15 protein-coding genes and 1 tRNA gene are annotated in these 19,067 nt (G+C 72.8%); 13 read left to right on the forward strand and 3 right to left on the reverse strand.

The genetic code is table 11. From position 1 onward, the window contains the following. The first annotated feature begins 12 nt into the window (after positions 1 to 12). Positions 13 to 1,764 (forward strand): ABC transporter ATP-binding protein, encoded by a 1,752-nt coding sequence (locus tag JAV76_RS06485; protein ID WP_198733214.1) that lies wholly within the window; start codon positions 13 to 15, stop codon positions 1,762 to 1,764. Positions 1,765 to 1,795: 31 nt separating this feature from the next. Here the strand turns inward: JAV76_RS06485 and JAV76_RS06490 are convergent, their stop codons facing one another. After that, positions 1,796 to 2,389 carry an isochorismatase family protein gene (locus JAV76_RS06490; protein ID WP_198733215.1) on the reverse strand — a complete coding sequence of 198 codons (594 nt, stop codon included), beginning with the start codon at positions 2,387 to 2,389 and terminating at the stop codon, positions 1,796 to 1,798. An 83-nt stretch (positions 2,390 to 2,472) separates the two neighbouring features. Between JAV76_RS06490 and JAV76_RS06495 the strand changes: the two genes are divergently transcribed. The 9 genes from JAV76_RS06495 to JAV76_RS06535 all read left to right on the forward strand — a co-directional run bounded on the left by JAV76_RS06495 (position 2,473) and on the right by JAV76_RS06535 (position 14,390). Further along, positions 2,473 to 3,666, forward strand: coding sequence for an aminotransferase class I/II-fold pyridoxal phosphate-dependent enzyme (locus JAV76_RS06495; RefSeq protein ID WP_198733216.1), 1,194 nt, complete (start codon positions 2,473 to 2,475; stop codon positions 3,664 to 3,666). Positions 3,667 to 3,671: 5 nt separating this feature from the next. Next, positions 3,672 to 4,886, forward strand: a complete 1,215-nt coding sequence (locus JAV76_RS06500; RefSeq protein ID WP_198733217.1) for a PQQ-dependent sugar dehydrogenase — start codon at positions 3,672 to 3,674, stop codon at positions 4,884 to 4,886. Positions 4,887 to 4,946: 60 nt separating this feature from the next. Further along, positions 4,947 to 6,614 carry a methionine--tRNA ligase gene (gene metG, locus JAV76_RS06505; RefSeq protein ID WP_198733218.1) on the forward strand — a complete coding sequence of 556 codons (1,668 nt, stop codon included), beginning with the start codon at positions 4,947 to 4,949 and terminating at the stop codon, positions 6,612 to 6,614. Between the two features lies 1 nt (position 6,615). Then, on the forward strand, positions 6,616 to 7,530 hold the full coding sequence (locus JAV76_RS06510) for a TatD family hydrolase (protein WP_198733219.1): 915 nt from the start codon (positions 6,616 to 6,618) through the stop codon (positions 7,528 to 7,530). A gap of 128 nt (positions 7,531 to 7,658) precedes the next feature. Then, the gene (locus JAV76_RS06515; protein ID WP_307844041.1) at positions 7,659 to 8,840 is read left to right on the forward strand and encodes a resuscitation-promoting factor; all 1,182 of its coding nucleotides are present in this window, start codon (positions 7,659 to 7,661) and stop codon (positions 8,838 to 8,840) included. A gap of 384 nt (positions 8,841 to 9,224) precedes the next feature. Continuing rightward, the gene (locus tag JAV76_RS06520) at positions 9,225 to 10,640 is read left to right on the forward strand and encodes a resuscitation-promoting factor (RefSeq protein WP_307844043.1); all 1,416 of its coding nucleotides are present in this window, start codon (positions 9,225 to 9,227) and stop codon (positions 10,638 to 10,640) included. A gap of 44 nt (positions 10,641 to 10,684) precedes the next feature. Continuing rightward, positions 10,685 to 11,566, forward strand: a complete 882-nt coding sequence (gene rsmA / locus JAV76_RS06525; protein WP_198733221.1) for a 16S rRNA (adenine(1518)-N(6)/adenine(1519)-N(6))-dimethyltransferase RsmA — start codon at positions 10,685 to 10,687, stop codon at positions 11,564 to 11,566. Further along, positions 11,563 to 12,504, forward strand: coding sequence for a 4-(cytidine 5'-diphospho)-2-C-methyl-D-erythritol kinase (locus tag JAV76_RS06530; protein ID WP_307844044.1), 942 nt, complete (start codon positions 11,563 to 11,565; stop codon positions 12,502 to 12,504). Before rsmA ends, JAV76_RS06530 begins: the two co-directional genes overlap by 4 nt. Before the next feature lie 29 nt (positions 12,505 to 12,533). After that, entirely contained in the window at positions 12,534 to 14,390 is a 1,857-nt protein-coding gene (locus tag JAV76_RS06535) for an ABC-F family ATP-binding cassette domain-containing protein (protein WP_198733222.1), read from the forward strand. A 51-nt stretch (positions 14,391 to 14,441) separates the two neighbouring features. On the opposite strand, the gene JAV76_RS06540 is transcribed toward JAV76_RS06535, so the two are convergent. Both JAV76_RS06540 and JAV76_RS06545 read right to left on the reverse strand, forming a co-directional pair. Further along, positions 14,442 to 14,954, reverse strand: coding sequence for a MarR family winged helix-turn-helix transcriptional regulator (locus tag JAV76_RS06540; protein WP_198733223.1), 513 nt, complete (start codon positions 14,952 to 14,954; stop codon positions 14,442 to 14,444). Between the two features lie 238 nt (positions 14,955 to 15,192). After that, positions 15,193 to 15,858: a TetR/AcrR family transcriptional regulator gene (locus JAV76_RS06545; protein ID WP_198733374.1), complete on the reverse strand. Its 666-nt coding sequence runs from the start codon at positions 15,856 to 15,858 to the stop codon at positions 15,193 to 15,195. Positions 15,859 to 16,043: 185 nt separating this feature from the next. Between JAV76_RS06545 and JAV76_RS06550 the strand changes: the two genes are divergently transcribed. From JAV76_RS06550 to JAV76_RS06560, 3 genes are all read left to right on the forward strand, one after another. After that, positions 16,044 to 16,115, forward strand: a tRNA-Gln gene (locus JAV76_RS06550). Positions 16,116 to 16,146: 31 nt separating this feature from the next. Then, the gene (gene glmU, locus JAV76_RS06555) at positions 16,147 to 17,832 is read left to right on the forward strand and encodes a bifunctional UDP-N-acetylglucosamine diphosphorylase/glucosamine-1-phosphate N-acetyltransferase GlmU (RefSeq protein WP_230401942.1); all 1,686 of its coding nucleotides are present in this window, start codon (positions 16,147 to 16,149) and stop codon (positions 17,830 to 17,832) included. Beyond that, a complete protein-coding gene (locus JAV76_RS06560; protein WP_198733224.1) occupies positions 17,832 to 18,818 on the forward strand; it encodes a ribose-phosphate diphosphokinase in 987 nt (328 codons plus the stop codon). The genes glmU and JAV76_RS06560 overlap by 1 nt, the downstream gene beginning before the upstream one ends. Positions 18,819 to 19,067: the final 249 nt, after the last annotated feature.

Below are 19,067 nucleotides of genomic sequence, written 5' to 3' on the forward strand. Positions count from 1 at the left end.
AGGATGGTCCTCATGACCCGCACCCGCACGCCCGTCGAGGAGTGGTACGACGGCACCCACCCCGTGCGGACCACCGTCCGCCTCTTCTCCGACCAGCGGTGGAGGATCCTCGGCGCCGCCCTCGCCTATGCCGTGAAGCACTCGCCCGTGTGGGTCATGCCCGTGCTCACCGCCGAGGTCATCGACATCGTCGTCGAGGAGCGCCCCCTGTCCGAGCTCTGGTTCGTGGCCGCGTTCATGACCGTGATCATCGCGCAGAACCTGCCGCTCACCGCCGTGTACGTGCGGTTCCTGTCCCACTCCGTGCGAACCGTCGAGACGAACCTGCGCATGTCCCTGGCGCGGCGTCTCCAGGAGCTGTCCATCGGGTACCACCGGCGCACGAGCGCCGGCGTGCTCCAGGCGAAGATCGTCCGCGACGTGGAGAACGTCGTCGAGTCGTCGCGCCAGACGTTCGACTCGTCGATGGGCGCCATCACGACGCTCGCCGGGGCGCTCGTCCTCACCGCGGTCCGCACCCCGGAGTTCCTCCCCGTCTTCCTCCTCGCCGTCCCGGCGTCGGCGGCCCTCGTGGTCACCATGCGCAAGCGCATGGTGAGCCGCAACGCCGACTTCCGGCGGCAGGTCGAGGCGATGTCCGCCCGGGTGAGCGAGATGACGCACCTCATCCCCATCACCCGCGCGCACGCCCTGGAGCACCGCGAGCTCGACCGCCTGGACTCGACGCTCCTGGGCGTCCGCGAGGCGGGGATCCGGCTCGACGTCCTCAACGGGCGCTTCGGGGCCCTCGCGTGGATCACGTTCCAGCTGTTGTCCGTGGCGTGCCTCGTGGGAGCGGCGTGGGCCGCCTACACGGGCCTCTTCGACCTCACGCCCGGCGACGTCGTCATGCTCTCCGCGTACTTCGTGCAGCTCACCGGGTCCGTGACGGTCCTCATGACCCTCGCACCCATCATCACCAAGGGTCTCGAGTCGATCCGGTCCATGGGGGACGTCCTGTCCGAGCAGGACCTCGAGCGCAACGAGGGCAAGGAGCAGGTCACCGAGGTGCGCGGCGCCGTGCGCTTCGAGCACGTCGCCTTCCGGTACGACGACGCCACGGCGCCCGCGATCGAGGACCTCACCCTCGACGTGCGCGCGGGGGAGACCATCGCCCTGGTGGGCCCCTCGGGCTCCGGGAAGTCGACGGTCCTCAACATGGTCATCGGCTTCCTCGCGCCCACGTCGGGGCGGATCCTCGTCGACGGTCACGACATGGCCGGCCTCGACCTGCGCACGTACCGCAGGCACCTCGCCGTCGTCCCGCAGGAGTCGCTCCTCTTCGAGGGCACCGTCCGCGACAACGTCACGTACGGGGACCACGACCTCCCGGACGACGTGGTCCGCACCGCCCTGGACGACGCGAACGCCCTCGGCTTCGTCGACGAGATGGGCGGCCTGGACGCCGTCATCGGCGAGCGTGGCTCACGGCTCTCCGGCGGGCAGCGCCAGCGCATCGCCATCGCCCGGGCGCTCATCCGCAACCCCCGCGTCCTCGTGCTCGACGAGGCCACCTCCGCGCTCGACGCGACGTCCGAGCGCCTCGTCCAGGGTGCCCTCGAGCGCCTCATGGCGGGGCGCACGACGTTCGTCGTCGCCCACCGCCTCTCCACGATCCGGGGGGCGGACCGGATCGCCGTCATGGAGGCCGGGCGGGTCGTCGAGGTCGGGTCGCACGGCGAGCTCGTCGCGGCCGGCGGGGCCTACGCGACGCTGCAGACCTGACGCTGCAGACCTGACGCTGCAGACCTGACGGTCAGGCGGACGTGCTGGGCGCCAGGTGCACCCCGGCGGCCCGCAGCTCCTCGCGCGCCTGCACGCCCAGCTCCTCGGAGACCGGGGCCGTGAGATCGGTGAGGACGCGGGTGGCCAGACCGAGGGCGTGCGCGTCGAGCGCCGTCGCCTTGACGCAGTGGGACTCCGCCAGACCGACGACGTCCACACGGGTGATCCTCGCGTCGAGGAGGATGTCGGCGAGCAGGCGCCCCTCGCCGTCGCGCCCCTCGAAGCCCGAGTAGGCCGCCTGGTACTCGCCCTTCTTCACCGACACCTCGGGGACCATCGCGGACAGCGCCGGGTGGAGCTCCGCCTCCGCCGTCCCCGCGACGCCGTGCGGCGGCCACGAGTCGACGAAGTCCGGGGTGTCGCTGAAGTGGTCGCCCGGGTCCACGTGCCAGTCCTGCGTGGTGACGACGAGGTCGTAGTCCGGTCGGTGCTCCGTCGCGTAGAGCGCGATCGCGCGGGCCACGTCGTCGCCCCCGGCGACGGGCAGCGCGCCGCCCTCGCAGAACGTCGGCTGCACGTCGACGATGATCAGCGCGCGGTGGGTGAGGTCGCCTGTGCTCGTCATGGGTCCACGGTAGTCCGCGCCGCCGCGTTCCGCGGGCCGGTCGCCCTCCTGCCGCGACCGTGCGGCGGCGATAGTGTGCACGCATGCCTCGTGAGATCGAGTTCCGCCGCATCCCCGGTCTGCCGCCGTACGTCTTCACGATCATCGACTCCCTCAAGCTCGAGGCGCGCCGCGAGGGCCGGGACGTCGTCGACCTCGGCTTCGGCAACCCGGACCTGCCGAGCCCCCAGGTGGCGGTGGACAAGCTCGCCGAGGCAGCGCTCAACCAGCGCAACCACCGGTACTCGTCGTCCCGGGGCATCCCCAAGCTGCGCGAGGCCGTCGCGAGCCTCTACCAGCGACGCTTCGGGGTGACGCTCGACCCCGAGACGCAGATCATCTCCACCATCGGGGCCAAGGAGGGCTTCAGCCACCTCATGTGGGTGCTGCTGCAGCCCGGGGACAGCGCCATCGTGCCCACCCCCAGCTACCCCATCCACATCTGGGGCCCGTACTTCGCCGGCGCCGACGCGCGGCAGGTGCCCATCGGCGACGGGACCGACGCGTCGGGGTTCATCGACCGCGTCATGGAGGCGTGGGAGCTCGGCTGGCCCAAGCCGCGCGTCGTCGTCCTGTCCTTCCCGCACAACCCCACCACCACGGTCGCGTCCCTCGAGGACCTCCAGCGACTCGTCGACTGGGCGCGCGAGCGCGACGTCGTGCTCGTCCACGACCTCGCCTACGCGGACATGACCTTCGACGGCTTCACGCCCCCGTCGATCATGCAGTGCGAGGGCGCCACGGAGGTCGCCGTCGAGCTGTACTCCATGACCAAGTCGTACTCCATGGCCGGGTGGCGCGTGGCGTTCCTCGTCGGGCGCAGCGACGTGGTGGGCGCCCTCGGCAAGCTCAAGAGCTACCTCGACTACGGGACGTTCCAGCCCATCCAGATCGCCGCGACCGTGACGCTCAACGAGGCCGTCGACTTCCCGCGCGAGGTGTCCGACGTGTACGAGTCGCGCCGCAACGCCCTGTGCGACGGGCTGCAGCGCATCGGCTGGCCGGTGGAACGGCCCGGCGGAACCATGTTCGTGTGGGCGCGCATCCCGGAGGCCTACCGCGAGATGGGGTCCATCGAGTTCGCCCGGCACCTCGTCCACGAGTGCGACGTCGCCGTGTCGCCCGGGGTCGGCTTCGGGGCGGGCGGTGACGAGTACGTGCGCTTCGCGCTCATCGAGAACGAGCACCGCATCGGTCAGGCCGTGCGGGGCCTGAAGAAGGGGCTGACGCGGCTGTGAGGGCGATGCGCAGCACGCGGACCGCGCGCGTCGCCGGGGTCGTGGCGGTCGCCCTGGCGCTCGCCGCGTGCGGCGGGGACGACGACCGGGCGGCGGAGCCCACGGGCGGCTCGACGTCCGCAGGGGCCACGACGGAGCCCGCGGAGGACGCGCCCACCGACGCCGCCGGCGAGGGGGACACCGGTGAGGACGGCGACCGCACCGTCCCCGAGGTCCCGCTCGTCACCGCGGACGTCGCCGAGGTCGTGGCGACCGGGCTCGCGGCCCCGTGGGGTCTCGCCGAGCTGCCCGACGGGGCGTGGCTCGTCACCGAGCGAGACGACCGCAGGCTGCTGCGCGTGACCGACGGTTCCACGACGCCGGTGACGGGGGAGGGCGCGGACGACCTCGCCGAGCTCACCGTCACCGACGGTGAGGGCGGGCTCCTCGGGGTGGCGGTCTCACCGACGTTCGACGAGGACGGCCTCGTCTTCCTCTACCGGACCGCGGAGGGCGGCAACCAGGTGCTCCGTGGCGAGCTCCAGGGGACGCGGCTCGGAGCGCTCGAGGTGATCCTCGACGCCGTCCCCGCGGCGGCCACGCACGACGGCGGGCAGGTCGCCTTCGGGCCCGACGGCCACCTCTACGTCTCGACCGGCGACGCCGGGTCGCCGCGACTCGCCCAGAACCCCGACTCGCTCGCCGGGAAGATCCTGCGCATCACCCCCGACGGGTCCGCGGCTCCCGGCAACCCGATCCCCGGATCACCCCTGTGGTCCCTGGGGCACCGCAACGTCCAGGGCCTCGGGTGGTCCGAGGACGGCCGGATGTTCGCGTCCGAGCTCGGGCAGAACACCGCCGACGAGCTCAACCTCGTGGTCGCCGGCGGCAACTACGGGTGGCCCGACGTCGAGGGCGTCGGTGCGGAGGCGAGCACCGCCGCCGGGTTCGTCGACCCTCTCGTCACGTGGGACACCGCCGAGGCGTCCCCCAGCGGGCTCGCCGTCACCGGCGAGGGCGTGTACCTCGCCGCGCTGCAGGGCGAGCGTCTGTGGCGCGTCCCGCTGGCGGCCCAGGGCGTCGGGCAGCCGCAGTCGCTGCTCGAGGGCGGCACCGGTCGGGTCCGCACCGTGGTCACGGGCTCCGACGGCGACCTGTACGTCCTCACGAGCACCACCGACGGCCGTGGCGAGCCCGGCCCAGACGACGACCGCCTGCTCCGCGTCACCGTCGACGACTGACGGCGTCCCGTCGGTGGAACCCTGACCTCCACCGGGCGCGTGACGCCCTAGCATTGCCCCATGGCCCACGACGAGAACGCAGCGCCCGCCGGGGCGCAGAGCTTCTACCTCACCACCCCGATCTTCTACGTCAACGACGCCCCGCACATCGGGCACGCGTACACCACGGTCGCGGCCGACGTCCTCACCCGCTGGCACCGCCAGCGTCAGGAGGACGTGTGGTTCCTCACCGGGACGGACGAGCACGGGCAGAAGGTCATGCGGACGGCGGAGGCTCACGGGGTCACGCCGCAGGAATGGGCCGACCGCCTCGTGGAGAGCGCCTGGGAGCCGGTGCTCACCACCCTCGACGCGCGCAACGACGACTTCATCCGGACCACGCAGCCCCGTCACACGGAGCGGGTCCGGTCCTTCATCCAGAAGCTCTACGACGACGGCGAGATCTACGCGGGCTCCTACGAGGGCCCGTACTGCGTGGGCTGCGAGGAGTACAAGCTCCCCGGTGACCTCGTCGACGGGACCGGAGACCTCGAGGGCTCGAAGCTGTGCCCCGTCCACGGCAGGCCCGTCGAGATGCTCTCCGAGCAGAACTACTTCTTCCGCATGAGCGCCTACGCGGACCGCCTCCTGGCGCTCTACGAGGAGCACCCGGAGTTCGTGCAGCCGGCGAGCGCCCGCAACGAGGTCGTCGGCTTCGTCAAGCAGGGCTTGCAGGACCTGTCGATCTCCCGGTCCACCTTCGACTGGGGCATCCCCATCCCGTGGGACTCCTCCCACGTCCTGTACGTGTGGTTCGACGCGCTGCTCAACTACATGACCGCCGTCGGGCAGGGGTCCGCGGACCCCGCGGACGCGGAGAAGTTCGCGCGGACGTGGCCCGCGGACGTCCACCTCGTGGGCAAGGACATCCTCCGGTTCCACGCCGTTATCTGGCCGGCGATGCTCATGGCCGCCGGGCTGCCGCTGCCGAGGACCGTCTTCGCGCACGGGTGGCTCCTCGTGGGCGGCGAGAAGATGAGCAAGTCCAAGCTCACCGGCATCGCCCCGAGCCAGATCATCGACCACTTCGGGTCCGACGCCTTCCGGTACTACTTCATGCGGGCCATCCCCTTCGGGCAGGACGGGTCGTTCTCCTGGGAGGACCTCTCGGCCCGGTACAACGCAGAGCTCGCCAACGGGTTCGGCAACCTCGCCTCCCGGGTCGCCGCCATGATCGGCAAGAACTTCGGGGGAGCCCTGCCCGCCCCCGGGTCCCCGACGGACGCCGAGGAGGCGCTGCAGGCGGTCGCCACCAAGGCCGTCGCGGACGCCGAGGACGCGATCGACCGCATCGCACCGCACGAGGCCATCAACGCGATCTGGACCCTCGTCGACGCCACGAACATGTACCTCACGGAGCAGGAACCGTGGAAGGTCGCCAAGCTCCCCGGGGAGACCGCCGGCGGAGCGGGTGTGGAGGGCGGTCGCCTGGCGACGATCCTCGTCACCGCCGCCGAGGCGCTGCGCGTCCTCGCGGTGCTCCTCAACCCCGTGGTCCCCAAGGCCGCGACCGGCCTGTGGACGCTCCTCGGCGCCGAGGCCGCCGTCGGCCCGCTCGACGCCCAGGACGTCCGCACCGTGGCTCCGTTCGGGCAGCTCCCCGCCGGGACCACCGTCACCAAGGGCGACGCCCTCTTCCCGAGGCTCGAGGACCCCGAGGAGATCCCCGGCGCCCCCACCACGGCCTGACGTGGCGAGGCGCGAGCGCGACCGCAGCCGCCCCCCGGCACCCGAGCCGCTGCCGGGGGAGGTCGTCGACAACCACACCCACCTCGACTCCGTCGGCCACGTCCTGCCCGACGGGATCCCCGTCCCCGGGGTGGCCGAGCTCGTCGCGGAGGCCGCCGCCGTCGGGGTCACCCGCATGGTGCAGGTCGGGTGCGACCTCCCGGCCGCCCGGTGGACCGACCGCGTCGTCCGCGAGCACGACGCGCTCCTCGGCGCCGTCGCCATCCACCCCAACGAGGCGCCCCTCCACGCGGGCGTCCGGGACGTCGGGCCCGACGGGCTGCCCCCGGCGCCCCAGGAGCACCACGACGTCGACCTCGACACCGCGGTCGCGGAGATCGCGGACCTCGCGCGCGGCAACGAGCGCATCCGGGCGATCGGCGAGACCGGCATGGACCTCTACCGCACCGGTGCTGCCGGGCTCGACGCCCAGCGCAGGTCCTTCCGTGCGCACGTCGCGCTCGCCAAGGAGCTGGGCCTGGCCCTGCAGATCCACGACCGTGACGCGCACGCCGAGGTCCTCGAGGTGCTCGCCTCGGACGGGGCGCCCGAGCGGACCGTGTTCCACTGCTACTCCGGGGACGCCGGGATGGCGCGGTTCTGCGCCGAGCAGGGCTGGTACCTGTCGTTCGCAGGGCCCGTGACGTTCTCGGCGAACGACGGGCTCCGCGAGGCGCTGCGCAGCGTGCCGCTGGGGCAGGTGCTCGTCGAGACCGACGCCCCGTACCTCACGCCGCACCCCTACCGGGGGCGGCCCAACGCCCCGTACCTCGTGCCGGTCACGGTGCGAGCCGTCGCGGACGTCGTCGGGGTGGACGTCGCGACGGTGTGCCGGACCGTCACGCAGACGTCGGAGGCCGTCTACGGGCGGTGGTGACCCCACCCGGCCGGCAGTTCATGGAGAGTTCGTGAGAGGTCGGGCCGATCGTCACCCGGGGGATGATCCGTGGTCGGCGCTCCGCTACGGTTGACCAGCCCCCACCCACAGAGGAGAACGACCCGCCCGTGACCGTGACCCTGCGCACCGGAGGCGTCCCCGGCGTCGCCCGCACCGTCGCGCACGCCCTCGTGCTCGTGTCGGTGGCGGCGGGCACCACGACGATCACGGCCATGCACAAGACGGTGACGATCGAGGTCGACGGGGACCAGCGCACCGTCTCCGCGTTCGGGCGCACGGTCGAGGACGTCCTCGCCGGCCACCGGGTCGAGGTCGCGGCCGACGACCAGGTCTTCCCGTCGGTGCAGAGCTCGGTCTCCGACGGAGACCTCATCGTCGTCCGGACTGTGCGCATGGTGGAGGTCGAGATCGACGGCGAGGTGCAGACGATCGCCTCGACGGCCCTCACCGTCGGCGAGATGCTCGAGGAGCTGGGGCCCCGCACCCGGGGTGCGGCCGTGAGCGCGTCGCGCTCGGACGCGCTCGGACGGGACCGCCTGCGGATCTCCACGCTCAAGGAGGTCTCCGTGGCGATCGACGGCGGCACGAGCAGCATGGAGACGGCCGCGGGCACGGTGCGCGAGGTCCTCGAGTCCGCGGGCGTGGTCCTCAACCCGGGCGACGTCGTGGACCCTGCGCTCGACAGCGTCCCGGTCGACGGCGGCGTCATCACCGTGGGCCGGGCCGCGAGCTCGACGGACACCACGACGGAGGCGCTGCCCTTCGAGGTCGAGGAGGTCGAGGACCCGACCCTCGTCGTCGGCCAGCGCGTCGTGTCCCAGACGGGGCGCGTGGGCCAGGCCGTGACGACGTACGACGTGACGCTCGTCGACGGCGTGGAGACCGCACGCACGGTCCTGGCGCAGCAGGTCACGGTGAGTCCTCGCAACGAGGTGGTCAAGGTGGGGACGCTCGACCTGCCCGACCCGTCGACGGTGGTCGTCGACCCCGGGTCCGCGCGGGCGCTCGGACAGTCCATGGTCCTCGAGCGCGGGTGGGGCGCGGAGCAGTTCACGTGCCTCGACTCGTTGTGGACCAAGGAGTCGAACTGGAAGGTCACGGCCGAGAACGCGTCGAGCGGCGCCTACGGCATCCCCCAGTCGTTGCCCGGCACGAAGATGGCGTCCGTCGCCGACGACTGGCGCACCAACGCGGCCACGCAGATCACGTGGGGGCTCGGGTACATCGAGGGCCGCTACGGCACACCGTGCGCGGCGTGGGCGCACTCGCAGCAGAAGAACTGGTACTGACGCACCGGTCGGTGATCCGCGGACCGGGTGAAAAGCGCGACTCGCCGACGTCGTGAGGGCTCCGTCCTCTTCCGCGGCATTATGCGCCGCAGCGCTCGTGGCCCGTGACCGGACGGACCGGGACGGGCCCGTTCGCCCGCAGCGCAGTCCGCCCGGACCTGTTGGCGGTTGATCACGGATCGGTTACGGTCGACTGTCGCCACGACGCCGAACCGCTCTCCCGAGCGGAGCGCGGGCGGCGCCCGGACCTCAGGCGCACCTCGCGTGCGCCGCTCCACGGCTCGGGCCGACGGCCGGATCAGGACGACCGCGTGGCACCCCGTCGGGGTGAGGGGATTCCCCGCCCACGGTCCTGTGCCCGGGACGCACCACGTCTGGACACCTGTGAAGAACCTCCTGAGCTCCCTGCCCTCCCGCCGCGCACGCGAGACGGACGCGGCACCTCGCCCGAACCGCCGGACCCGCGCCCTCGTGACCGGTGGCGTCGCCCTGGCCCTCGTCGGCGCCGGGTCGGCCGTGTACGCGACGGCGCACAAGACCGTGACGCTCGACGTCGACGGCGAGATCCAGACCGTCACCACGTTCTCCGGATCCGTCGAGTCCCTCCTCGAGGAGAACGGTGTCACGGTGTCCGACGGCGACGTCGTCGCACCGTCCGGCAACGCGAAGCTCTCGGAGGGTTCCGACGTCGTCGTGCGCTACGCCCGCGAGATCACGATCATGCAGGACGGCGAGACGAGCACCACGACCACCACCGCCGTCGACGCCGACGAGTTCCTCGCGGCCTTCGCCGACCGGGGCGACGCCGTGCACCTCGTCGCCTCCCGCTCCGACTCCGCGGGGCGTGCCGACATCGGTCTGCGCCTGTCCCTCGACGGGCCCGTGACGCTCCGGGTCGACGGTGAGGACACCGAGGTCGAGGACGGCAGCGTCGGTCTCCCGCAGATCCTCGAGGACCACGACGTCACGCTCGGCACGCTCGACCGTCTGTCCGTCCAGCACCTGCCCACCGAGGCCGCGCTGGCCGCGCAGGCACGCGCCGAGAAGGCCGGGAAGGTTGCTGCTGAGGAGGCCTCGTCGGCCGGGACCGCACCTGCCGAGGGCGAGCCCACCGCGGACGCTTCCGCGGCTCCCGAGGCCGGGAAGACCCCGGACGTCATCGAGGACCCGACCGCCGACGAGACCCGGGTGACGGTCGTCATCGAGCGCGTCGTCGTCGCCGAGGAGGCCGTCGAGCACCCGATCCCGTTCGAGTCGGTGACCGAGGAGGACGCGACCCGCTTCGAGGACCTCCCCGTCGTGACGCGCACCGAGGGTGTCGCCGGTGTCCGCACCGAGGTCTTCAGCGTGACCACCGTCGACGGTGTCGAGGAGTCGCGTGAGCTCGTCTCCGACGGCACCACCGTCGAGCCCGTCACCGAGGTCCTCGTCCAGGGCACCAAGGAGCGCCCGGTCGTCGTCGCCCCCAGGCCGAAGAGCCCGTCGACCTCGACGTCCTCCTCGGGTGGTTCCACAGCCGCAGCCCCGGCAGCCCCGGCGCCCGCCGCACCCGTGGTCACCGGTGACGTCTGGGGCCAGCTGGCCCAGTGCGAGTCCGGTGGCAACCCCTCGATCGTCAGCAGCAACGGCCTCTACCACGGCCTCTACCAGTTCTCGGTGGGCACGTGGCAGTCGGTCGGCGGCAGCGGTCTGCCGTCGCAGGCCAGCCCCGAGGAGCAGACCCAGCGCGCCCAGGCCCTCCAGGCCCGCTCCGGCTGGGGCCAGTGGCCGCACTGCTCGTCCAAGCTCGGCCTGCGCTGAGCCCACGACCGTCGGGTCCTCCGTGACCCTCTAGGCTCATCAGTATGAACGACACCCCTGGCGCCCTGCTCGGTCCGGCTCAGATCCGCGACCTGGCAGGGCGCCTCGGCGTCCGCCCCACGAAGACCCTCGGGCAGAACTTCGTGCACGACGCCGGCACGGTCCGCAAGATCGTCCGCTCGGCGGGCCTCACCCCGGGGCAGCGGGTCGTCGAGGTCGGACCCGGCCTCGGGTCGCTCACCCTGGGCCTCCTCGAGGCGGACGTGAGCGTCGTCGCCGTCGAGATCGACCCGGTCCTCGCCGCGCAGCTGCCCCTCACGGTCCGCGAGACGGCCCCCGACCGCGCCGACCGGCTCGACGTGGTCCTCCAGGACGCCCTCACCGTCACGGAGCTGCCCGGACCCCCGCCCACGGCGCTCGTCGCGAACCTGCCGTACAACGTTGCCGTTCCGGTCCTGCTGACGTTCCTCGAGCGCTTCGACAGCCTCGAGCGGGTGCTCGTCATGGTCCAGGCCGAGGTCGCGGACCGCCTCGCCGCACCCCCCGGGTCCCGCACGTACGGCATCCCGTCGGTGAAGGCCGCCTGGTACGCGACCGCGCGCCGCACCGCGACCATCGGGCGGTCCGTGTTCTGGCCGGTGCCCAACGTCGACTCGGCGCTGGTCCTCCTCGAGCGGCGTCCGGCGCCCGTGACGCTCGCCTCGCGCCAGCGGGTGTTCGCCGTCGTCGACGCCGCGTTCGCGCAGCGTCGCAAGACGCTGCGGGGCGCCCTCGCGCAGATCGCCGGGTCTCCTGCGGCCGCCCAGGCCGCCCTCGAGGCGGCGGGCGTCGATCCCGGGGCGCGCGGTGAACGGCTCACGGTCGAGGAGTTCGCACGGATCGCCGAGGCGCTCGATGCCGCCGGACCTGGCACAGTGGTCCCGTGAACCCTCCCTCGTACCTGAGCAGCGTCGCCACCCGCGGCCCCGCCGTTCGCGTCCGGGCGCCCGGCAAGGTCAACCTCTCCCTGCACGTCGGCAGCCCCGGGCCCGACGGGTACCACCCGCTCATCACCGTGTTCCAGGCCGTCTCGCTCTACGAGGACGTCACGGTGACCGCCGCCGACGAGCTCACGCTCTCCGTCACCGGCCACGGCGCGGAGCTCGTGCCCCTCGACGGCACGAACCTCGCGCTGCGTGCCGCCCACGCCCTCGCCGAGCGCGCGGGCGTCGACCGCGGCGCCGACATCGAGATCGTCAAGGGCGTCCCCGTCGCCGGGGGCATGGCCGGCGGGTCCGCCGACGCGGCCGCGACCCTCGTGGCTCTCGACGCCCTGTGGGGCACGGGCCTGACGCGCGACGAGCTGACCGACCTCGCGGCGGGGCTCGGCTCCGACGTGCCCTTCGCGCTCCACGGGCACACGGCCGTGGGCACCGGTCGTGGGACGGCGCTCACCCCCGCCATGGTCCGCGGCGAGTTCCACTGGGCGTTCGCGCTGCGTGCCGAGGGGCTCTCCACGCCCGACGTGTTCCGCCGCTTCGACGAGCGCGCCGGGGGACTGGCGCACGAGCTCGACGTCGAGACGGACACCGACGTCATGGCCGCCCTGCGCGCGGGGGACCCAGCCCGCCTCGGGCAGGCGCTGAGCAACGACCTCCAGGACGCCGCCGTGGACCTCGCCCCGGACCTCGCCGGCACGCTCGACGCCGCGACGTCCGCCGGTGCGCTCGGCGTCGTCGTCTCCGGCTCCGGCCCCACAGTGGCCGCGCTCGCGCGCAGCCACCAGCACGCCCTCGCCATCGCGGCAGCGATGACCGCCGAGGACGCGTGCGAGCAGGCGGTGTGCGCCTCCGGCCCTGTGGCCGGCGCCCGCATCGTCCCCTGAACTCCACGAACACCGATCGAGAGAAGCACATGGCTCACCTCCTGGGCGCCGACGGCCTGCGCCTCGTCGCCGGAACTCGCACCCTGCTGGACGCCGTCAGCCTCGGTATCGACGACGGGGACCGCGTGGGCGTCGTCGGCCCCAACGGTGCGGGGAAGTCGACCCTGCTGCGGCTGCTCGCCGGGACCACCACCCCCGACGACGGGCGGGTCACCCGCGTGGGTGGGCTCGACATCGGCATGCTCGACCAGCGCGACGAGCTGGTCCCCGGCCTGAGCGTCCGGGACGTCGTCCACGGCGACGCCCCCGAGCACACGTGGGCGACGGACTCCCGCATCCGGTCCGTGCACGCCGGCCTGCTCGCCGACCTCGACCTCGAGCAGAGCGCCGACGCGCTCTCCGGCGGGCAGCGCCGACGCGTCGCGCTCGCCGCGCTGCTCGTGGCCGACCACGACGTGATCTTCCTCGACGAGCCCACGAACCACCTCGACGTCGAGGGTGTCGCGTGGCTCGCGGAGCACCTGCGCGACCGGTACGCGCGCCCCGGGGCGCGGGGCGCGCTCGTCGTCGTCACCCACGACCGCTGGTTCCTCGACGCGGTCTGCACGCGCATGTGGGAGGTGACCGGCGACGGGACCGGGGCGGTCGAGGGCTACGAGGGCGGGTACGCCGCGTACGTCCTCACGCGCGCCGAGCGTGCGCGGTCGGCGGCGGTCTCCGCCGAGAAGCGCAACAACCTGCTCCGCAAGGAGCTCGCGTGGCTGCAGCGCGGCGCGCCCGCCCGGACGTCGAAGCCGAAGTTCCGGCTGGACGCCGCAGCCGCGCTCATCGCCGACGAGCCCGCCCCGCGGGACCAGCTCGAGCTCACCCGCATGGCGACCAAGCGCCTCGGCAAGGACGTGCTCGACGTCGAGTCGGTGACCATGCGGGTCCCGTCGGCGGACGGCCGACCCGACCCCGAGGGGCGCGTGCTCTTCGACGACGTCACGTGGCGCCTGGGCCCGGGGGACCGGTACGGGATCGTCGGCGTCAACGGTGCCGGGAAGACCACGCTCCTCAAGCTCCTCTCCGGCCGCGCCGAGCCCGACGCCGGCCGGGTCAAGCGTGGCAAGACCATCGACGTGGCCGAGCTCACCCAGGACGTCGACGAGCTGGACGACGTCGGGGGGTTGCGCGTCCTCGAGCTCATCGAGCGCGAGAAGCGCACCGTGGCCGTCGACGGCAAGGAGCTCACCGCCGCGCAGCTCGTGGAGCGCCTGGGCTTCACGCGTGAGCGCTCCTCCACGCTCGTCCGCGACCTCTCGGGCGGTGAGCGTCGACGTCTGCAGCTCCTGCGGCTGCTCGTCGGCGAGCCCAACGTCCTCCTCCTCGACGAGCCGACCAACGACCTCGACACGGACACCCTCGCCTCGCTCGAGGACCTCCTCGACGGGTGGCCCGGCACGCTCATCGTCGTGTCGCACGACCGGTACCTCCTCGAGCGGGTGTGCGACCGTCAGGTGGCGCTCCTCGGTGACGGCTCGCTCCGCGACCTCCCTGGGGGCGTCGAGCAGTACCTCGACCTGCGCCGCGCCGCCGTCGCAGGTGGCGCGGCTGCTGACGGGACGCCGTCGTCCGGGGCGCCCGGAGGCGCAGCACCGAGCGGGGCAGCACCGGCCGAGCGGCCGAGCGGTGCCGAGGTGCGGGCGGCCAAGAAGGAGATCAACCGCATCGAGCGACGCCTCACGAAGATCTCCGAGCTCGAGGCGCGCATCCACGAGAAGATGGCCGCCCAGGCCACCGACGTCTCCGCCGTGACCGCGCTCGACGCTGAGCTCAGGGTGCTCGCCGACGAGAAGGAGACGCTGGAGACCGAGTGGCTCGACCACGCCGAGGTCGCGGGCTGACCGTCGCCCGCCCGGTCGAGCGGGCGACCTCCGGACGGCGGTCCGTGCTGCTCAGGTGAGGCTGTCGAACTGCGCCACGAGACGGCGCAGGAGGTCCGCGATCGCGGGCTGGTCCTGCGCGTCGAGGACGGACAGCACCTGGTGCTCGACGTCGAGGAGGTCGCTGAACGCGGCGTCCACGCGTTCCCCGCCCTCCGTCGTGAGGTGGACGAGGACGCCGCGCCGGTCGGCGGGCGAGGGCTGCCGCACCACGAGGCCCCGCGTCTCGAGGCGGTCGATGCGATTGGTCATGGTGCCGCTCGTGACCATGGTCTGCGTGACGAGCGTCCCCGGGGAGAGCGAGAACGGCGCGCCCGCACGGCGCAGCGCAGCGAGGACGTCGAACTCCCACGGCTCGAGGTGGTGGCGTGCGAACGCCCCGCGGCGTGCCGTGTCGAGGTGCCGGTCGAGGCGGCTCACCCGGGAGAGGACGGCGAGCGGCGTGACGTCGAGGTCGGGGCGGACTCGACGCCACGCCGCGATGATGCGGTCGACCTCGTCCTCGTGCGGCTGCTCGGACTCCATGGTCCGAGATTACTTGACGTCAAGAGACCTCGACGACGGTGCCGGACGTGGTCAGGCCGCGCGGAACGCGTCCTCGATCCGGACGCGGCTCCCGGTGACGAGCGGCGACGTGGACGGCAGGTAGGAGAGCCAGAGCACCAGCGGGTTCTCCGAGGCCCAGGGTGCCCCCGTAGGACTTGGACAGCCTGTCGATCTCGAGAGCGGGCATGGTGCTCCTCGTCGGGCGTGCGGTGCCGTGTCAGGTGCGGGCGGCCGGCGCGTCCCGGTCGTGCCGATCGTCCCGGTCGGGCCGGTCCGGCCGGTCGGGTGCGGTGGCGCGCAGGGCCGGCTGCTCCTCGAGCCCGGAGAGGCCGTTCCACGCGAGGTTCACGAGGTGCGCGGCGACCTCGGCCTTCCCGGGGCTGCGCGCGTCGAGCCAGTGCTGACCGGTGAGCGCGACCATGCCCACGAGCATCTGCGCGTAGATGGGCGCGATCCGCGGGTCGAGGGCGCGCCGCTGGAACTGGTCGGCGAGGAGGTGCTCCACCTGGGTGGCGACGTCGCCGATGAGGCTCGAGAACGTGCCGGTGGCCTGGGCGACGGGCGAGTCGCGGACGAGGATGCGGAACCCGTCCTCGGACGTCTCGATGTAGGTGAGCAGCGCGAGGGCGGTGCGCTCGAGCAGCACCTTCGGGTGCCCACCCGCCGTGAGGGCACCGGTGAGCGCCGCGGTGAGGCCCTCGATCTCCCGGTCCACCACGACCGCGTAGATGCCCTCCTTGCCCCCGAAGTGCTCGTAGACGACCGGCTTGGAGACCTGCGCGCGCGACGCGATCTCCTCGACGCTCGTGCCCTCGAACCCCTTCTGGGCGAAGAGCGCCCGGCTCACGGCGAGCAGCTGCTCGCGGCGCTCCTTGGCCGTCATCCGGGACCGGGGGGAGCGTTTGCTGTCGGAGGCCACCCGACCATCATGCCGGACGTCCTGCGCGGACGTTTGGTGCTCGTCGAAATCCTGGCAGAATGAGCGGCGGACCCGCGGGCCCGGCGGTGACCGTGCCGCACGCACGAGCCGTGCGGCGGCCACGGGACCCACCGGTGCACCGGTGTCGTTCCGCCTTGGTGTAATCGGCAGCACAAGGGTTTTTGGTGCCTTTAGTCCAGGTTCGAGTCCTGGGGGCGGAGCTGCGTCACGTACCGTGATGCGCAACAGCAGATGATCTCGAGCACCCGGGAGTCCTACGTGACCACCGCTCAACCCGCAGCCGTCGTCGTCCTCGCCGCAGGGGAGGGGACGCGGATGCGGTCTGCTACCCCCAAGGTCCTTCACACCCTCGCGGGGCGCACCATGCTCGGGCACGCCCTCGCCGCCGCCCGGGGGCTCGACCCCCGGCGCGTCGCGGTGGTCGTCCGGCACGAGCGGGACCTCGTCGCCGCGCACGCCACGAGCGTCGACCCCTCCGTCCTCGTCGTCGACCAGGACGACGTTCCCGGCACCGGTCGCGCCGTGCAGTGCGCCCTGGGTGTCCTCGACGCCGCAGCGCACGCCCAGGCCGCGCAGGCCGGCATCCCCGAAGGCGAGGAGGGCCGCGGCGTCGGCGACGGCGTCCAGGGTGCCGTCGTCGTCATCGCCGGCGACGTGCCGCTGCTCGACTCCGAGACCCTCGCGCAGCTCCTCGCCGCGCACACCGCGGACTCCAACGCCGTCACCGTGCTCACCACCGAGGTGGACGACCCCACGGGGTACGGGCGCATCGTCCGTGACCCCGGCACCGGCGAGGTCCTGTCGATCGTCGAGGAGCGCGACGCCGACGACGTCCAGCGCGCCGTCCGCGAGATCAACTCCTCGATCTACGTCTTCGACGCCGCCGTCCTGCGCCACGGCCTCGCCAACCTCGGGCGGGACAACGCCCAGGGCGAGGTCTACCTCACCGACGTCCTCGCGATCGCCCGGTCGCAGGGCGGGGCGGTCCGTGCGCTGCGCACCGACGACCCCGTCCTCGTCGAGGGCGTCAACGACCGCGCCCAGCTCGCCGTGCTCCGCGCCGAGCTCAACCGCCGCGTCCTCGCCGACTGGATGGCCGCGGGCGTCACCGTCGTCGACCCCGCCACCACCTGGGTCGACGTCGACGTCGAGCTCGAGCGGGACGTCACCCTCCTGCCCGGGACCCAGCTCCACGGGACCACGGTCGTCCGCGAGGGCGCGACCGTCGGTCCCGACACCACGCTCACCGACGTCGAGGTCGGCGTCCACGCGACCGTCGTCCGCACCCACGGCAGCAGCTCCGTCATCGGTGACGACGCCACCGTGGGCCCCTTCGCCTACCTGCGCCCCGGCACCGTCCTCGGCACCGCCGGGAAGATCGGGACGTTCGTCGAGACCAAGAACGCCACCATCGGGGACGGCTCCAAGGTGCCCCACCTGTCCTACGTGGGCGACGCCACCATCGGCGAGCACACCAACATCGGCGCCGCCACGATCTTCGTCAACTACGACGGCGTGAAGAAGCACCGCTCGACCGTCGGCTCGTTCTCGCGCACCGGTGCCGACAACCTCTTCGTCGCGCCCGTCCACCTCGGCGACGGCGTCTACACGGCCGCGGGCTCCGTCATCCGCAACGACGTGCCCTCCGGCGCGCTCGCCGTCTCCGCCGGGACGCAGCGCAACATCGAGGGCTGGGTGGAGCGTCGCCGTCCCGGCACCGACGCCGCCCACGCCGCCGAGCGCATGCGCCTCGAGACGCAGGGCGACGCCTCGACGCTCGGCGCCCAGGCGCGCGCCGAGCGCGCGCTCGCCGACCACCAGGCCACGCTCCCCGTGCCCAGCCCACCGACCGCCACCCCGGACCAGGCAGCGCCGTTGCCTGCGACGGGCGGCACCACCGAAGGACACCGCGACTGATGACCACCGGAATCGTCTCCCCCGACGGCGAGAAGCGCCTCGTCTTCGTCTCCGGGAGGGCTCACGCGGAGCTCGCCAAGGACGTCGCCCGCGAGCTCGGCACCGAGCTCGTCCCCACCACCGCGTACGACTTCGCGAACGGCGAGATCTACGTGCGCTTCGGCGAGAGCGTCCGTGGCGCCGACGTCTTCGTGCTCCAGTCGCACACGGCTCCGATCAACCAGTGGATCATGGAGCAGCTCATCATGGTCGACGCCCTCAAGCGGGCGTCCGCGAAGACCATCACCGTGGTGCTGCCCTTCTACGGCTACGCGCGCCAGGACAAGAAGCACCGTGGGCGCGAGCCGATCTCCGCGCGCCTCATGGCGGACCTGTTCAAGACGGCCGGCGCTGACCGCCTCATGAGCGTGGACCTCCACACCGCCCAGGCGCAGGGTTTCTTCGACGGCCCCGTCGACCACCTGTGGGCCATGCCCATGCTCACCGACTACGTGCGCACCCGGGTGGACGTCTCCAACGTCACGGTCGTGTCGCCCGACGCCGGCCGCATCCGCGTCGCGGAGCAGTGGGCCGCGAAGCTCGGTGACGCCCCGCTCGCGTTCATCCACAAGACCCGCGACGTCAACGTGCCCAACCAGTCGGTCGCGAACCGCGTGGTCGGTGACGTCGAGGGCCGCAGCTGCGTCCTCGTCGACGACCTCATCGACACCGGTGGCACCATCGCCGCCGCGGTGAAGGTGCTCATGGACGCCGGCGCCAAGGACGTCATCGTCGCCGCGACCCACGGCGTGCTCTCCGACCCGGCGGCGCAGCGCCTCCAGGAGTGCGGGGCGCGCGAGGTCGTCGTCACCGACACCCTGCCGATCGCCCCGGACAAGGCGTTCGACAAGCTCACCGTGCTGTCCATCGCGCCGCTGCTCGCCCGGGCCATCCGCGAGGTGTTCGACGACGGGTCCGTGACGTCCCTGTTCGACGGGAACGCCTGACCCGCGGGGTTCGACGCGACCCGCCGTCGGCGGGTACAGTAGCCAGGTTGCCTCGGCGAGGGACGTCTGACGGGCCGGATCACCGGTTCGTGCAAGCCCAGCGATGGGCCAGATGGTCAGCAGACCTCCGTTATCGACTGGGCGGTCGCTCCCGCGCGTCCGTCACGTGTCCCGCGCCGATGCAGCCGCCCGTCACCCGGAGAGGTCGCTTCCGATCCTCAACCCCTCCGGATGACAGCCGACGGTCTC

Source organism: Sanguibacter suaedae (genome assembly GCF_016342785.1).
Lineage (GTDB): Bacteria > Actinomycetota > Actinomycetes > Actinomycetales > Cellulomonadaceae > Sanguibacter > Sanguibacter suaedae.

Coding starts and splice junctions, on each gene's coding strand:
- JAV76_RS06485 (WP_198733214.1), top strand. CDS start 13: ATGACCCGCACCCGCACGCCCGTCGAGGAGTGGTACGACGGCACCCAC.
- JAV76_RS06490 (WP_198733215.1), bottom strand. CDS start 2,389: ATGACGAGCACAGGCGACCTCACCCACCGCGCGCTGATCATCGTCGAC.
- JAV76_RS06495 (WP_198733216.1), top strand. CDS start 2,473: ATGCCTCGTGAGATCGAGTTCCGCCGCATCCCCGGTCTGCCGCCGTAC.
- JAV76_RS06500 (WP_198733217.1), top strand. CDS start 3,672: ATGCGCAGCACGCGGACCGCGCGCGTCGCCGGGGTCGTGGCGGTCGCC.
- metG (WP_198733218.1), top strand. CDS start 4,947: ATGGCCCACGACGAGAACGCAGCGCCCGCCGGGGCGCAGAGCTTCTAC.
- rsmA (WP_198733221.1), top strand. CDS start 10,685: ATGAACGACACCCCTGGCGCCCTGCTCGGTCCGGCTCAGATCCGCGAC.
- JAV76_RS06535 (WP_198733222.1), top strand. CDS start 12,534: ATGGCTCACCTCCTGGGCGCCGACGGCCTGCGCCTCGTCGCCGGAACT.
- JAV76_RS06540 (WP_198733223.1), bottom strand. CDS start 14,954: ATGGAGTCCGAGCAGCCGCACGAGGACGAGGTCGACCGCATCATCGCG.
- JAV76_RS06545 (WP_198733374.1), bottom strand. CDS start 15,858: ATGACGGCCAAGGAGCGCCGCGAGCAGCTGCTCGCCGTGAGCCGGGCG.
- glmU (WP_230401942.1), top strand. CDS start 16,147: ATGATCTCGAGCACCCGGGAGTCCTACGTGACCACCGCTCAACCCGCA.
- JAV76_RS06560 (WP_198733224.1), top strand. CDS start 17,832: ATGACCACCGGAATCGTCTCCCCCGACGGCGAGAAGCGCCTCGTCTTC.